The sequence below is a fragment of the Serinicoccus shuyuelongi genome, from assembly GCF_045032955.1.
GTDB lineage: Bacteria > Actinomycetota > Actinomycetes > Actinomycetales > Dermatophilaceae > Ornithinicoccus.
In genome coordinates this window covers 64,579-77,816 of sequence record NZ_JBJFZU010000011.1, presented here as the reverse complement: position 1 = coordinate 77,816, position 13,238 = coordinate 64,579, and the positions used below count along the sequence as shown (strand labels likewise).

The following is a 13,238-nucleotide window of genomic DNA, read 5'->3' as shown; positions in this document are numbered from 1 at the left end:
TCAGACGTCGGCGAGGAGCCCGGCCGGGTGCTCCACCAGGTCGGCGACATGACGCAGGAACCCGCCCGCGACGCCGCCGTCGCAGACCCGGTGGTCGAAGGTGAAGGACAGCTGGGTCAACTTGCGGACCTTCACCTTCCCCCGGTGCGCCCACGGCTTGTCGACGATCCGCCCCACCCCGAGCATCGCCGCCTCGGGGTGGTTGATGATCGGGGTGGAGCCGTCGACCCCGAACACGCCGTAGTTGTTGAGGGTGAAGGTGCCGCCGGTGAGGTCGGTGGGGGTGAGCCGTCCCTCCCGGGCGGCGGTGGTCAGCTCGCGCAGCGCGGCGGCCAGCTCGGTCGTCGTCATCGCATCCGCTCCGCGCACCACGGGCACCACCAGGCCGCGCGGGCTCTGGGCGGCGAACCCCAGGTTGACCGCCCCGTGGTGGACGATCTCCCCGGCGTCGGTGTCGACCGAGGAGTTCAGCGCCGGGTAGGCGCCCAGCCCGGCGACGACCATCCGCGCCAGCAGCGGAAGCACGCCGATCCCGGCGTCCGGGTGGGTCGTCCTCAGCTGGTCCTTGACCTTCATCAAGCGGGTCGCATCGACGTCCACCCAGGTGGTGGCGTCGGGGATCTCGCGGCGGGACGTGGTCAGCCGCTCGACCATGATCCGCTGCACGCCCTGGATCGGGATCCGCCGCTCCCGCTTCTCCGCGTCCGGGGTGGGGCTGGTGGCGTGCGTGGGGTCCGGACGGTGCTGCGTCTGCTGCCGGTATGCCTCCAGGTCGGCCCGGCGGATCACGCCGGTCGGTCCGGGGCGCACCGCGGCGAGGTCGACGGCATACTCCTTGGCCAGCTGGCGCACCAGGGGTGAGATCACCCGGGGTGCCTGGCCACCACGGGCGACGCTCGGTCGAGTAGAGGTCTGCGCCTGGGTCGGCACGGTGGGGCTCGTCGCGGACGGGGTATGCCGCCGCGCAACGCGGCGTCGTCGCGCCGGTGTCTCCCCGGCCCCGTACCCGATGAGCGGGCGTTCGGGCTGTTCCTCACCGTCGGCGGGGGAGGCCGTCCCGGCCCGTTCCTCCGTCCGGTACTGCTCACCCCCGGCGCCTGCGGCACCACCGGCAGCCCCCGACGCACCGGCGCCGGGCTCAGTGCCCCGCTCTGTGCCCCCGATCGTGATCAGCGGCTCGCCCACCGGCAGGACCTCGCCGGCCTGCGCGTGCACGGCGGTGACGGTGCCGGCATACGGGCAGGGGACCGCGACGGCGGCCTTGGCCGTCTCGACGGTGACCACCTCCTGGTCGACCACCACCTCGTCGCCGACCGACACGGACCATTCCACGACCTCGGCCTCGGTCAGTCCCTCGCCGAGGTCCGGCAGCCGGAACACCTGGCTCATGCCCGGGCCCCCTGTCCGGCATCCGCGTCCGCGCTCGCGTCGGCGGCTGCGTCCGTTCCCGCACCCGCGTGGGTCAGGTCCGGCTCGTCGTCCCACTGCAGCCGCGCGATGGTGTCCAGGATCCGGTCCACCCCGGGCAGGTGCGTGTGCTCCAGCTTCGGCGGCGGGTAGGGGATGTCCAGCCCGGTCACCCGCAGCACCGGCGCGGCCAGGCTGTGGAAGCAGCGTTCTTGCACGCGGGCAGCGATCTCGGCGCCCATCCCGGCGAAACCCTGGGCCTCGGCGAGCACCACCGCGCGCCCGGTCCGGCGCACGGAGGCCTCCACGGCGGCGTCGTCGAAGGGCACCAGGGTGCGCAGGTCGATGACCTCGACGTCCCAGTCCTCCTCGGCGGCGGCGACCTCGGCGGCCTTCAGCGCCCCGGGCAGCTGCGGGCCGTAGGTGATCAGGGTGACGTCGCTGCCCTCCCGGCGCACGGCGGCCGTCCCGATCGGCTCGGTGCGGGTGGCCGTGTCGACCTCGCCCTTGCTCCAGTAGAGCGGCTTGGGCTCCATGAAGACGACCGGGTCGTCGGAGGCGATCGCCTCGCGCAGCAGCGAGTAGGCGTCGGCCGGGGTCGCCGGCGTCACCACGTGCAGCCCGGGGGTGTGCACGTAGTAGCCCTCGGAGGAGTCGCAGTGGTGCTCGACCCCGCCGATCCCACCGGCATACGGGATGCGGATGACCATCGGCAGGGTGACCTTGCCGGCGGTCCGGTTCCGCATCTTGGCGATGTGCGAGACGACCTGCTCGAAGGCGGGGTAGCCGAAGGCGTCGAACTGCATCTCGATGACCGGGCGGAAGCCCTGCAGGCACAGCCCGACCGCGAAGCCGGCGATCCCGGCCTCGGCCAGCGGGGTGTCCACGCAGCGGTCCTCGCCGAAGTCACGGGTGAGCCCGTCGGTGATCCGGAAGACCCCGCCGAGCGCGCCGACGTCCTCACCGAGGACGAGCACGTCCGGGTCTTCGGTCATCGCGTCGCGCAGCGCGGTGTTGAGCGCCTTGGCGTAGGTGAGGGTGGTCACGGGCGGGCCTCCGTCGGCTCGAGGGTATGCGCGCTCTCGCTGATCTCCCGGCGCACCATCTCGCGCTGCTCGACCAGCTGCGGGGTGGGCTCGGCGTACACGTGGTCGAAGAGCGAGAGCGGCTCCACGACGGACTCCGCGTTCATCCGGGTGCGCAGGTCGGCGGCCAGCTCCTCGGCCTCGGCACGCACCTGCTCGATCCGGGCCTCGTCCAGGTGCCCCTGCTCGACGAGGTAGGTCTGCAGCCGGACGATCGGGTCCTGGCCGGTCCAGCCGTCGACCTCGTCCGCGGTGCGGTAGCGGGTGGCGTCGTCGGCGTTGGTGTGCGCCTCCATCCGGTAGGTGTGCGCCTCCACCAGGACCGGGCCGCCGCCGGAGCGGGCGTGCTCGTAGGCGGCACGCATCACCGCGAGCACGGCGGCCGGGTCGTTGCCGTCCACCTGCTCGCTGCGCACCCCGTAGCCGACGCCCTTGTAGGCCAGCGCCGGGGCCTTCGTCTGCTTGGCCAGCGGCACCGAGATCGCGTACTTGTTGTTCTGCACCAGGAAGACGGCCGGGGCCTCGAAGACGGCGGCGAAGTTCAGGCCCTCGTGGAAGTCGCCCTCGCTGGTCGCGCCGTCCCCGATGAGGCAGAGCGCGATGCCGTCGCTGCCACGGCGGGTCAGCCCGTGCGCGGTGCCGGAGGCGTGCACGGCCTGGGTGGCCAGCGGGGTGCACTGCGGGGCGGTCCGGGTGACCTGCGGGTCGTAGCCGCAGTGCCAGTCGCCGCGGAGCAGGGTCAGCACCTGCATCGGGTCGATGCCGTGGGTGACCAGCGCCATCGAGTCCCGGTAGGTGGGGAAGAGCCAGTCCTGCTCGGCCAGCGCCAGGATCGGTGCCACCTGGCAGGCGTCCTGGCCGCGGGAGCTGGGGTAGACCGCGAGCCGACCCTGTTTGGTCAGCGCGGTGGCCTGGGCGTCGAAGCGCCGGCCGAGGACCATGTGCCGCCACACCTCGAGCAGCGCCTCGGGCTCGGGCATGGCGTAGCCGCGGGCGGTGGCCAGCTCGCCCGGCTCGACTTGGGTGCCGTCGGGGGCCAGCAGCTGCACCGGCTCCGGGCAGGGGAGCAGCGCGGAGATGTCGCTCATCGGTGAGTCCTCCAGGTAGACGTCTGGGGCTCATCGTCGCGCGGTAGGGCCCATCCGCTCTACAGAAGTCCGGATCTCCAGGCATATGGCACGCTGAGGCCATGACGGAGAGCCAGGAGTCCGGTGCGGGGCAGGGTGGTCGAGGTCCGTCCGGACAGGTGGCTGTGGCCCTGGACGACACCGACCGGGAGATCGTCGCCGAGCTGCGCCGCGACGGCCGGCTCTCGGTCCGGGCGCTCGCGGAGCGGCTGCACGTGAGCCGGGCGACGGCATACTCGCGGCTGGAGCGGTTGCACCGGGACCGGGTGATCACCGGGTACGCCGCCCAGGTCGACCCGGACAAGCTCGGGCTGACCACGGCGGCCAACGTCTCGGTGTCGATCGAGCAGGGGGTCTGGCGGGAGGTGCTGGACGCGCTGGCGCAGCTGCCGGGCGTGCAGCGGGTGGCGATGGTGGGCGCCGACTTCGACATGCTGGTGGAGGTGCGCGTCCGGGACAACCAGGAGCTGCGCGACGTCGTCCTGAGCCGGATCCAGGCGGTGCCGGGGGTGCGCGCCACCCGGACCTGGCTGATCTTCGAGGAGTGGAGGGGGACGCCGGGCTGACAGGTGCGGTCGGCTCACCCATCGCCTCGCCCTGGCCAGGCGGGCACCTACCGTGGGGGCATGCAGCCGATGACCTCGACGTATGCCCTGCGCCCGGTCGTCCCGGAGGACGCCGCTGCCGTGCTGGACGCGTTCACCTCGGCTCCCGACATGGATCGGCAGGGTCCCGTGGTGGACGAGGCGAGTGCGGGGGAGTACGTCTCCTGGCTGCTGGAGGAGTCGCGGCGCTCCGTCGCGGTGACCCACCGGGACGTGATGGTCGGGCTGGTCGCGGCCACCGTGGACATGGCCAACCGCAGCGCATGGGTCTTCTACTGGATGCACGGGCAGCACCGGGGCCGGGGGGTGACGGCCCGGGCGGTGGCCACGGTGGCCGACCACCTGCTCGGTTCTGGCCTTGAGCGGCTCGAGCTGGGTCACCGGGTGAACAACCCGGCCTCGGGCGCGGTCGCCGAGGCCGCCGGCTTCGTGCAGGAGGGGCGGGAGCGAGGGAAGTTCCTCGTCGACGGGGAGCGGGTGGACGTGCTCACCTACGGGCGGCTGGTTGACGACCCGTGGCCGCAGGTGGAGCCGCTGCCGGGCTTGTAGCCATTGATGTGCAGGAACGGTGTGTCACATCCGTCGTCGGGGCAGCGGATGTGACACACCGTTCCTGCACAGGCATGGGTTCATGACCCACCACGACGGTCGAGGAGGCTACCGCCAGGGCGGCCGGAGGGTCCTCACCCCACCCAGACCTCGTCCGGCACCGGGTGCGAGAGGAAGTTGCTCATCGCCTGGGTGACGGCATACGCCCCGGTCTGCCCGAAGACGACGGTGTCACCGGCGCGCAGGTCCAGCGGCAGGTCCCCGGTGCCGACCCGGTCCAGCGAGGTGCACAGCGGCCCGGCCAGCGTGGTCGGGGAGTGCTCCCCACCCACCACCCCGACGCCGGGTCGGACGACCAGGGTCGGGAACGACTGGCCGGTGAGCAGCGGACGGAGGAGGTGGTTGATGCCCCCCTCGAGCATCGCGAAACGCTCCCCGCGGGACTCCTTGGTCCGCACCACCCGCGCGCCGTAGACGCCGGTCGGCCCGGAGAGCCAGCGGCCGGGCTCGAGCAGCAGCTCACCGGTGAACCAGGGGTTCTCGGTGAGGATCCGACCCAGCCCGGCACCGACCGCCCGGACGTCCAGGCTCGGCTCGTCCAGGGCGTACCGGATGCCGAGACCGCCGCCGATGTCGATCAGCTCGAGGTCGCGGCCGAGCCGCTCCTGCAGGTGGTGCCCGATCCGCAGCGCCGTGCGGTGGTTGGTGAGCAGCCGTCCCGCGTCGAGCTCGTTGCTGGCGGAGAAGACCTGCAACCCGGTGATCGAGACGCGGTCGTAGCGCGCCGCCTCGTCCACGAAGTCGTCCAGCACCTCCTCGTCCACACCGAACGCGCTCGGCCCACCACCACCGATGATGGTGGCGGCCTCCGACACACCCCCCAACGGGTTCACCCGCACGCTCACCTTCAGGGGTCGCTCCCCGGTGTGCAGGGTATGCAGCCGGGCCACGTCCTCGATCCCGTCCACCTGGACCCGGGCACCGGCGAACAGGGCCGCCTGCAGGTCCCGCTCGGACTTGGCCGGGCCGGCGAAGACCATGCCTGCGCCGGTGCCCCCCGCCGCCAGTGCCGTCGACACCTCACCGGCGCTCGCGCAGTCGAACCACGCACCCTCGGCGGCGAAGGCCTCGAGCAGGGGCAGCCCCGGGTTGGACTTCACCGCGTAGGCGAGCCGCACCCGGGCGGGCAGCGCGGTCCGCAGCAGCCGGTAGCGCTCACGGGCCGTGCCCAGGTGGTAGCCGAAGAACGGGCTCGGGTGCTCCGTCGCGAGCCGCTCCAGGGCGGGCTCGTCGAAGGCGAACAGGTCGGTCGTCGCAGCGGTCAAGATCATGCCTTCCACCAGGGCGCCAGGCGCCGCAGTCCTTCCTCGAGGTCATCCGTAGGCCCGCCCAGGCTCACGCGCAGGAAGCCTGCCCCGCGCGCACCGAAGGCGGTCCCCGGGATCGTCGTCACGCCACCCTCGTCGCGCAGCCGCAGGGCGAACGCCTCGGTCTCCCCGGGGTCCACCCCCGCCGGCACCGGCAGCCACAGGTAGAGCCCCGCCCGCACGGGACGTCCGGGCAGGCCCGGGGCAAGCTGCCCGACGGTCCCGGCACGCCGACGCAACTGCTCGCGGGCCGCGGGGAGCACCTCCCCGGCGGCCTCCAGCAGCGCGTGCGCCGCCACCTGCGAGGGGCGCGCGGGGGCGGTGGTCATCGCGTTGTGCACGAGCCGGGCCGGGGCCAGCACCTGCTCGGTGCCGACCGCCCAGCCGACGCGCAGGCCGGGGGCGGCGAACGCCTTGCTGACCGAGCCGAGCACGACCCCGGCCTCCGGGCCAGCCGCGTCGTGCAACGAGGCGGGGGCGTCCTGCAGCCACAGCTCGGCATACACCTCGTCGCTGACCAGCAGCACGTCCCGCCGGACGCAGGCCTGCGCGACCCGCTCCAGCGCGGCGGGGCCGGCCAGGCCGCCGGTCGGGTTGGACGGGTGGTTGAGCACCACCATCGAGGTATGCGGGTGCTCGCCCAGCACCCGCACCAGCGCGTCCGCGTCGAGGTCGCCGTCTTCGTCCAGCGGGTAGCCGACCGGCCGGGCGCCGCACAGCCGGGCGAGGGTCGGGTAGGCCACGAAGCCCGGGTCGGGCACGAGGACCACGGTGCCGGGGTCGACATACGCGCTGAAGAGCGCGAAGAGCGCCGCCTGCGAGCCGGAGGTCACCATCACCTCCGCCGGCGCCGTCCGGCCGGTGAAGGTGCCGATCGCCTCGACGAGGCCCGGGTCGGAGGTGTTGGGGCCGTAGGGCAACGGCTCCTGGGACCGGTCGTCGGTGCCAAGCCCCGCCAGCGCCCGTCGGGCCGGCGCGGGCAGTGCCCACCCGGGCTCCCCGAGGCCCAGGTCGACCGTGCCCGCAGGAGCGCCCACGGACATGCGTCGGATCGGTGACAGGCCCTGGCCCGCCACCCTGGCGGCGGGGTTCACCGCAGCGACTCCTCGAGCGCCGTGGCGGCGTCGGTGGACGCGTCCCGGTACTTGACGATCACCGGGGCGTAGAGCGAGAGACCGAGCCCGGCCGCGTACTCGCCGCGCGCCGGCCGCGACCCGGGGACCACGACGGCGTTCTCCGGGATCTCCCCGCGCAGCTCCCGCTCCTGCACCAGGTCGTAGACGGTGGTGCCGGAGGTGAGCACCACCCCGGGGGCGAGGACGGCACCTCGGCGCACCACGACCCCCTCGTAGAGCCCGCACTGGGCCCCGACGAAGACGTCGTCCTCGACCACGACGGGCCGTGCCCCGACCGGCTCCAGCACCCCGCCGAGCTGCACCGCGGTGGACAGGTGCACCCCGGTCCCGACCTGCGCGCAGGAGCCGACCAGCACGTGGCTGTCGATCATCGACCCGGCGCCGACGTGGGCGCCGACGTTGACGTAGCTGGGGGGCATCACCACCACCCCGGGGGCCAGGTGGGCGCCCCGCCGCACCGAGGTCCCGCCGGGCACCAGGCGGACGCCGTCGTCAGCGACGATCCGGCGCGCCGGCACCAGCGACTTGTCGACCGCCCCGCCGGGCCAGTCCATCTCGACGGTCCCGCTCAGCCGGAAGGCTGCCAGGATCCCGCGCTTCACCCACGGGTGCGCCTCCCAGGCGCCGTCCTCACCCCGGGTGGCGGCCCGGGCGGTGCCGTCCTCGAGGGCGATGAGCAGCTGCTCGACGTCCTCGGCCGTGACCGGGGTGTCGGCGCCCTCGGCGAAGACCTGCTCCAACGAGGTGGTCGTCTGCACGCTGCTCACGAGGCGAGCGCCGCGGCGTCGTCGGGGACGGTCGCGACCGGCAGGGCGGCCAGGCCGCCACGGCGGGCGGACTGCAGCTGGGCCAGCGCGGTCTGCACCTGGGTCCAGGTCTGCGGCTCGGCGGGGGACAGCGGCAGCCGGACGTGGGCGGTGCCCAGCCCGAGGCAGGCCAGCGCCGCCTTGACCGGGACAGGGTTCGTCTCGACGAACATCGCCTCCATCAGCGGCGCCAGCAGCCCGGCGGCGGAGCGTGCCGCGCGCAGGTCCCCGGCCAGGGCGGCGCGCACCAGGCGGGCCGTCTCGACCGGTGCCACGTTGGCGCACACCGAGACCAGGCCCTGCGCGCCGACCGCGACCGCGGCCAGCGCGAGGTCGTCGTCACCGGCCAGCACGGCGCGGCCCTCCGGCGCCTCCTGGCACATCCGGGCCACCTGGCGCAGGTCGCCGGAGCTCTCCTTCACGGCCACGACCTGGTCGATGGACCAGAGCCGGCGCATCGCGTCCGGGGTGATGTTGCAGCCGGTGCGCCCGGGCACGTTGTAGGCGATGACGGGCAGCCCGTCGGCGGCCTCAGCGACCGCACGATAGTGCGCCACCAGGCCGCTGACCTGCGGCTTGTTGTAGAACGGGGTCACCACCAGGACGGCGTCGGCGCCGGTTGCCGCGGCCTGGGCGGCCAGCTCGCAGGTGCGGACCGTGTCGTTGTGGCCGATCCCGACGACCACCGGCACCGGCCGGTCGGCGCGGGCGGACAGCTCGACCGCCTGGCGCACCAGGGCGTGCCGCTCGCTGTCGTCGACGGTGGCGGCCTCGCCGGTGGAGCCGAGCACCACCAGCCAGTCCACGCCCTTGCCGTCGGCCAGCGTGTGGGTGACCAGGCGGGCGAAGGCTGCGTGGTCGACCGCGGGCTTGTGCGCCCCCCCGACGGCGTCGGTGCCGGTGGAGAACGGGGTCGCCAGGGCGACGCCGAGACCGGCGAACGGGGCAGCGCTGAGGGTGGTGCTCATCGTGACTCCTTCTGTGGGGGGTCGAGCAGGGTGCGCAGGTGGGTCTGCGCCAGGTCGTCGAGGGTGTAGGTGCCCGGCGCGGGCCGGGCGGCCAGCCACAGCGCCGCGTCCAGGGCGCCATGGGCGAAGAGGTCGCGGTCGTGCGCGGTGTGCCGCACCGAGATGGTCTCCAGTGCCGAGGTCGCACTGACCTCGTGGTCACCGACCACCTCACCCAGGCGCAGGCTGGTGGTCTGCACCCTGTCTGGCTGCTGACCGGCGCCGTGCGCCACGGCGTCGCGCAGCGCGAGCGCGGTGCCACTGGGGGAGTCCACCTTGTGCCGGTGGTGGGTCTCGGTGACGGCGAGGTCGGTGGGGATGCCGGTGGTGTCGGCATACCCGCCGAGCGCCCGGACCAGCGCGCTCACCAGCGCGACGCCGAGGGAGAAGTTCGGGGCCACCAGGACCCTGATGCCGGTCTCGGGCGCGCTGAGCAGGTCGGTGTCCCAGCCGGTGGTGCCGATCACGAGGTCGGTGCCGGTGCGGCGGGCCCAGTCCAGGTGGCCGGCCACGGCCTGCGCAGTGCTGACGTCGATGGCGACGTCGACCGGCGTCTGCGGGACGGGTCCGCGACCGACCGCCCAGGCGACCTGGACGTCGTCGCGGTCGTCGGCGAGGCGCCGGACGGCCGTTCCCAGGCGTCCGGTGCCGAGCAGTCCGATGGAGGTGGGCACCCGTCGAGTATGCCGCCGTCCGACGGGTCCTTCAAACGGTGTTTTCGCAGGTCAGACGGCATTTCCGGTGAGATGTCCGAATGACCGGACGATCTCCGGCAGGCCCTGGTGGGGCGCCCGGGTCCTCCCGCTGACCCTCGCCAAGTCGGTATGCCCTCAGGGCCGGACGAGGCCCGACTTGTAGGCCAACGCCACCAGCTGGGAGCGCTCCGCGGAGCCGGTCTTCATCAGCAGCCGGGAGATGTGCGTCTTCACCGTCGACTCGGACACGCACAGCATCGAGGCGAGGTCGGTGTTGGAGGGGGCCTCACCCATCAGGGTCAGCACCTCGAGCTCCCGCTTGGACAGGACGGTGAGGTCGGGCAGGCCGGCGGCGTCCTTGGGCGCCGTCCGGCGCAGCGTGTCGATGACCTTGCCGGCCACCCCCGGGTCGATCCAGGACCCGCCGTCGGCGACCCGGCGGATCGCGTCCGGCAGCCTGCTGGGCGCCGCGTCCTTGAGCATGTAGCCGGAGGCGCCGGCCCGCAGCGCCCCGTAGAGCGCGTCGTCGTGGTCGAAGGTGGTGAGCACCAGCACGGTGGTCACCTCGTCGTCGCCGTCCCGTTCCTGCACGATGCGTCGGGTGGCCTCGATCCCGTCGACGCCGGGCATCCGGATGTCCATGACGACCACGTCCGGGCGTTCCCGCGCCGCGAGCTCGCAGGCTCGTGCCCCGTCCTCGGCGAGGCCGACGACCTCGAGGTCGTCCTCGGCCGAGAGCAGCATGGACAGCCCGTGGCGCACCTCGCGCTGGTCGTCGGCGATCACCACCCGCACGCTCATCGGGTGCCGCCCGGGTGCACCGGCAGGACGGCGGTGGTGACGAACTCCTCGCCGCCCCACCCGGCGTGGAAGCTGCCGCCGACCAGGCCCACCCGCTCGTGCAGGCCGCGCAGCCCTGCGCCGCTGTTGGGGGTGCCCGGTCGGCGCGCGTCCTGCATACCGCGCGAGCGCACCTGCACCTGCAGGTCCTTGCCCTGCCAGGACAGGTAGATGTCGACCACCGCGCCGCGGCCGGCGTGCTTGAGCGCGTTGGTCAGCGACTCCTGCACCACCCGGTATGCCGTCCCGCCGACCGAGGGGTCCACCGTCTGCCGCACCCCGGAGTGGTGCACCTCGATGATGAGCCCGCTCTGCCGCGGCACCTCGATCAGGTCCTCCAGGTCAGCGAGTCCGGGCTGGGTGCTGGAGGTCCGGTCGCGGGCCAGGTCCAGCGCGCCGTCCTCGTCGACGGGCCCGTCCCGCAGCACCCCCAGCAGCCGGTGCAGCTCGCGCATGCTCTGCGCGCCCGTGTTCTCGATGGTGCCCAGCGCCTCCTCCACGGTGGTCAGCCGCCCGTCCTCGGGGACGTCGCGGGCCACCGACCGGGTCATCGCCCTCGCCCCGGCCGCCTGCATCATCATCGCGCTCACCGAGTGGGCGACGATGTCGTGCAGCTCGCGGGCGATGCGTTGCCGTTCCGCAGCCGCGGCCTGCTCGCCGCGCACCACCAGCTCGTCCCGCAGGTCCGCGGTGCGGTTGCGGTAGACCCAGTCACGCCGGCCCAGGGCCCAGATGACGATCATGAGGAAGGTGAAGCCGACGGCGGGGAACAACCACTCCCCGGGCCCGATCGGCTCGTCGTAGAAGCGGATGATCGACCACATGATCATCCCGACGTAGGCCACGGAGATCGGCAGCGTGGCCAGGCTCTGGGTGCGGGTGCCGCGGGACGCGGCCGAGTAGAGCGCGACCAGGACGCAGAAGACCGGCTGGGCCGGCGCGACCACGGCGATCAGCAGCGAGCTCAGCGCGACCTCGGCCAGGAAGACCACCATCGGGTACCGCCGACGCAGCAGGAGCAGCCCGGCCATCAGCGCCACCACCGCGACGACGAGCCATCGGGGCACGAGAGCCTCGGCGTCGACGGTGGACGGGGTTGCCCCGAGGCCGGCCCCGGAGGTGAAGACCTCCAGCGCGAAGGCGACCAGCACCACCGCCGGGTCCCGGCCGCGGAGCCGGAGGCCGGGGCGGGAGGGAGCGGCAGCGAGAACCTGCGTCCTGCTCATGGGTGCTGCCCTCGTCTCGTCGTCGGTCCGGGTCCGTGGCGTGAGGTCGAACCTAACGGCAGAACTGTGGGAACACCTTGCAGTACCAGGGGTTGTCCTTGGCGTGCACCCCGCCGCCGGCCTCGGCGACGCGGCCGATGTGCTTGCTGCTCATGGACAGCGTGGTGACGGAGGAGCTCCCGTCCGCGGCGGGCAGAGGACGCCCGAGCCGCAGGGCCACGCAGGAGATCTCGCCGTCGGGCAGGATCACCTCGGCCACCGGGATGTGCTCGTCCCTGCCACCCCCTGCAGCGGCAGGGACGAGCACCGCGTGCAGCGGAAGCGTGGGGATGGGCTCCCTGTCGCCCAACCTCATGACGACCACATCGGAGGAGATGACCTCGGCCAGACCTAGGGTCCGACCACTGGTCCCGTCGTCACCGCCTACGACGATGTGGACGTGTCTGCTCGACTGCACGGGTGCCAGTCTGCTGGGTCCCGTGCAGTCGGCGCGTCATCCTGCAGGACGATTTCCGTGCCCCCCGCATCCGCACACAGGGGGACAGTCGAGACCGGTGGGCGCACGTCTCTTGTGGCAGGCTTGCCCCCACGTCGGCCGCACGACGTCGTCCCGAGAGGAACATCATGGAGCGCGAGCAGATCGACCTCGACACGCAGGACGTGGGCCGGGGAAGCGTCATCCGGTACGGGCACTGGGGCCGTCCGGTGCTGGTCTTCCCCTCCGAGGCGGGCCGGGCCTGGGACTTCGAGAACAACGGGATGCTCGAGGGGATCGCCGACCTCATCGAGGGGGGACGGGTCAAGCTCTACTGCGTGGACTCGATGGACCACCTGACCTGGAGCGACAACAGCCTGCCGACGGAGGAGCGCGCGCGTCGGCACGGCGGCTACGAGCACTGGGTCCTCGACACGGTGGTGCCGCTCATCGACGCCGACTCACCGGGGCACCGGGGGATCGTCACCGTCGGTGCCAGCATGGGCGGCTTCCACGCGGTGAACTTCGCGCTCAAACGGCCCGACCTCTTCCCGGTGGGGATCAGCCTGTCCGGCAACTTCGATCCCAGCTCGTGGCACGGGTGGGGCGAGATGGGGGAGGCCACCTACTTCGCCAACCCGACCGCCTACGTGTCCGGGATGGAGGGCGAGCACCTCGACTGGGTCCGGTCCCGGGCGAACGTGCTGCTGGTGGCCGGCCAGGGCGCGTTCGAGGTGCACCCGACCCGGTCCCTGCCCGGGGCGCAGCGGATGGCCGAGATCCTGGCGTCCAAGGGCATACCGCACGAGCTGGACCTGTGGGGCCACGACAGCGCGCACGACTGGCCGTGGTGGCGCAAGCAGCTGGCGCACCACCTGCCGCGCTTCTGCTGACCGTCCCTCGCCCGTGGGCC

14 protein-coding genes are annotated in these 13,238 nt (G+C 73.2%); 3 read left to right on the top strand and 11 right to left on the bottom strand.

Annotation, left to right across the window (positions count from 1 at the left end; genetic code table 11):
* The 3 genes from ACI3EY_RS13225 to pdhA are packed head-to-tail and all read right to left on the bottom strand — an operon-like array spanning nt 1 to nt 3,580.
* A complete protein-coding gene (locus tag ACI3EY_RS13225; protein WP_405040692.1) occupies nt 1-1,389 on the bottom strand; it encodes a dihydrolipoamide acetyltransferase family protein in 1,389 nt (462 codons plus the stop codon).
* The gene (locus ACI3EY_RS13220; RefSeq protein WP_405040691.1) at nt 1,386-2,453 is read right to left on the bottom strand and encodes an alpha-ketoacid dehydrogenase subunit beta; all 1,068 of its coding nucleotides are present in this window, start codon (nt 2,451-2,453) and stop codon (nt 1,386-1,388) included. Before ACI3EY_RS13220 ends, ACI3EY_RS13225 begins: the two co-directional genes overlap by 4 nt.
* The gene (pdhA, locus tag ACI3EY_RS13215; RefSeq protein WP_405040690.1) at nt 2,450-3,580 is read right to left on the bottom strand and encodes a pyruvate dehydrogenase (acetyl-transferring) E1 component subunit alpha; all 1,131 of its coding nucleotides are present in this window, start codon (nt 3,578-3,580) and stop codon (nt 2,450-2,452) included. Before pdhA ends, ACI3EY_RS13220 begins: the two co-directional genes overlap by 4 nt.
* A 101-nt stretch (nt 3,581-3,681) precedes the next feature.
* On the opposite strand from pdhA, the gene ACI3EY_RS13210 reads away from it, so the two are divergent.
* Nucleotides 3,682-4,185 carry an Lrp/AsnC family transcriptional regulator gene (locus tag ACI3EY_RS13210; protein ID WP_405040689.1) on the top strand — a complete coding sequence of 168 codons (504 nt, stop codon included), beginning with the start codon at nt 3,682-3,684 and terminating at the stop codon, nt 4,183-4,185.
* 60 nt (nt 4,186-4,245) lie between these two features.
* On the top strand, nt 4,246-4,773 hold the full coding sequence (locus tag ACI3EY_RS13205) for a GNAT family N-acetyltransferase (protein ID WP_405040688.1): 528 nt from the start codon (nt 4,246-4,248) through the stop codon (nt 4,771-4,773).
* A 134-nt stretch (nt 4,774-4,907) separates the two neighbouring features.
* On the opposite strand, the gene ACI3EY_RS13200 is transcribed toward ACI3EY_RS13205, so the two are convergent.
* The 8 genes from ACI3EY_RS13200 to ACI3EY_RS13165 all read right to left on the bottom strand — a co-directional run bounded on the left by ACI3EY_RS13200 (nt 4,908) and on the right by ACI3EY_RS13165 (nt 12,307).
* Nucleotides 4,908-6,104 (bottom strand): type III PLP-dependent enzyme domain-containing protein, encoded by a 1,197-nt coding sequence (locus ACI3EY_RS13200; RefSeq protein WP_405040687.1) that lies wholly within the window; start codon nt 6,102-6,104, stop codon nt 4,908-4,910.
* A complete protein-coding gene (locus ACI3EY_RS13195) occupies nt 6,101-7,234 on the bottom strand; it encodes a pyridoxal phosphate-dependent aminotransferase (RefSeq protein WP_405040686.1) in 1,134 nt (377 codons plus the stop codon). The genes ACI3EY_RS13200 and ACI3EY_RS13195 overlap by 4 nt, the downstream gene beginning before the upstream one ends.
* Nucleotides 7,231-8,043, bottom strand: coding sequence for a 2,3,4,5-tetrahydropyridine-2,6-dicarboxylate N-succinyltransferase (locus tag ACI3EY_RS13190; protein ID WP_405040685.1), 813 nt, complete (start codon nt 8,041-8,043; stop codon nt 7,231-7,233). The genes ACI3EY_RS13195 and ACI3EY_RS13190 overlap by 4 nt, the downstream gene beginning before the upstream one ends.
* Nucleotides 8,040-9,050, bottom strand: coding sequence for a 4-hydroxy-tetrahydrodipicolinate synthase (dapA, locus tag ACI3EY_RS13185; RefSeq protein ID WP_405040684.1), 1,011 nt, complete (start codon nt 9,048-9,050; stop codon nt 8,040-8,042). The genes ACI3EY_RS13190 and dapA overlap by 4 nt, the downstream gene beginning before the upstream one ends.
* Nucleotides 9,047-9,763: a 4-hydroxy-tetrahydrodipicolinate reductase gene (locus tag ACI3EY_RS13180; protein ID WP_405040683.1), complete on the bottom strand. Its 717-nt coding sequence runs from the start codon at nt 9,761-9,763 to the stop codon at nt 9,047-9,049. The genes dapA and ACI3EY_RS13180 overlap by 4 nt, the downstream gene beginning before the upstream one ends.
* A gap of 156 nt (nt 9,764-9,919) precedes the next feature.
* Nucleotides 9,920-10,585, bottom strand: a complete 666-nt coding sequence (locus ACI3EY_RS13175; RefSeq protein ID WP_405040682.1) for a response regulator — start codon at nt 10,583-10,585, stop codon at nt 9,920-9,922.
* Complete coding sequence (locus ACI3EY_RS13170) at nt 10,582-11,850, bottom strand: sensor histidine kinase (RefSeq protein ID WP_405040681.1); 1,269 nt, start codon at nt 11,848-11,850, stop codon at nt 10,582-10,584. Before ACI3EY_RS13170 ends, ACI3EY_RS13175 begins: the two co-directional genes overlap by 4 nt.
* A 52-nt stretch (nt 11,851-11,902) precedes the next feature.
* Complete coding sequence (locus tag ACI3EY_RS13165) at nt 11,903-12,307, bottom strand: hypothetical protein (protein WP_405036670.1); 405 nt, start codon at nt 12,305-12,307, stop codon at nt 11,903-11,905.
* Nucleotides 12,308-12,474: 167 nt separating this feature from the next.
* Here ACI3EY_RS13165 and ACI3EY_RS13160 point away from each other — a divergent pair, with 167 nt between their 5' ends.
* The gene (locus tag ACI3EY_RS13160; RefSeq protein ID WP_405040680.1) at nt 12,475-13,218 is read left to right on the top strand and encodes an esterase family protein; all 744 of its coding nucleotides are present in this window, start codon (nt 12,475-12,477) and stop codon (nt 13,216-13,218) included.
* Nucleotides 13,219-13,238: the final 20 nt, after the last annotated feature.

What these genes read in the sequence shown, in the direction of transcription:
- ACI3EY_RS13200 (WP_405040687.1), bottom strand. Translation starts at nt 6,104, where the DNA reads ATGATCTTGACCGCTGCGACGACCGACCTGTTCGCCTTCGACGAGCCC.
- dapA (WP_405040684.1), bottom strand. Translation starts at nt 9,050, where the DNA reads ATGAGCACCACCCTCAGCGCTGCCCCGTTCGCCGGTCTCGGCGTCGCC.
- pdhA (WP_405040690.1), bottom strand. Translation starts at nt 3,580, where the DNA reads ATGAGCGACATCTCCGCGCTGCTCCCCTGCCCGGAGCCGGTGCAGCTG.
- ACI3EY_RS13175 (WP_405040682.1), bottom strand. Translation starts at nt 10,585, where the DNA reads ATGAGCGTGCGGGTGGTGATCGCCGACGACCAGCGCGAGGTGCGCCAC.
- ACI3EY_RS13205 (WP_405040688.1), top strand. Translation starts at nt 4,246, where the DNA reads ATGCAGCCGATGACCTCGACGTATGCCCTGCGCCCGGTCGTCCCGGAG.
- ACI3EY_RS13210 (WP_405040689.1), top strand. Translation starts at nt 3,682, where the DNA reads ATGACGGAGAGCCAGGAGTCCGGTGCGGGGCAGGGTGGTCGAGGTCCG.
- ACI3EY_RS13170 (WP_405040681.1), bottom strand. Translation starts at nt 11,850, where the DNA reads ATGAGCAGGACGCAGGTTCTCGCTGCCGCTCCCTCCCGCCCCGGCCTC.
- ACI3EY_RS13160 (WP_405040680.1), top strand. Translation starts at nt 12,475, where the DNA reads ATGGAGCGCGAGCAGATCGACCTCGACACGCAGGACGTGGGCCGGGGA.
- ACI3EY_RS13225 (WP_405040692.1), bottom strand. Translation starts at nt 1,389, where the DNA reads ATGAGCCAGGTGTTCCGGCTGCCGGACCTCGGCGAGGGACTGACCGAG.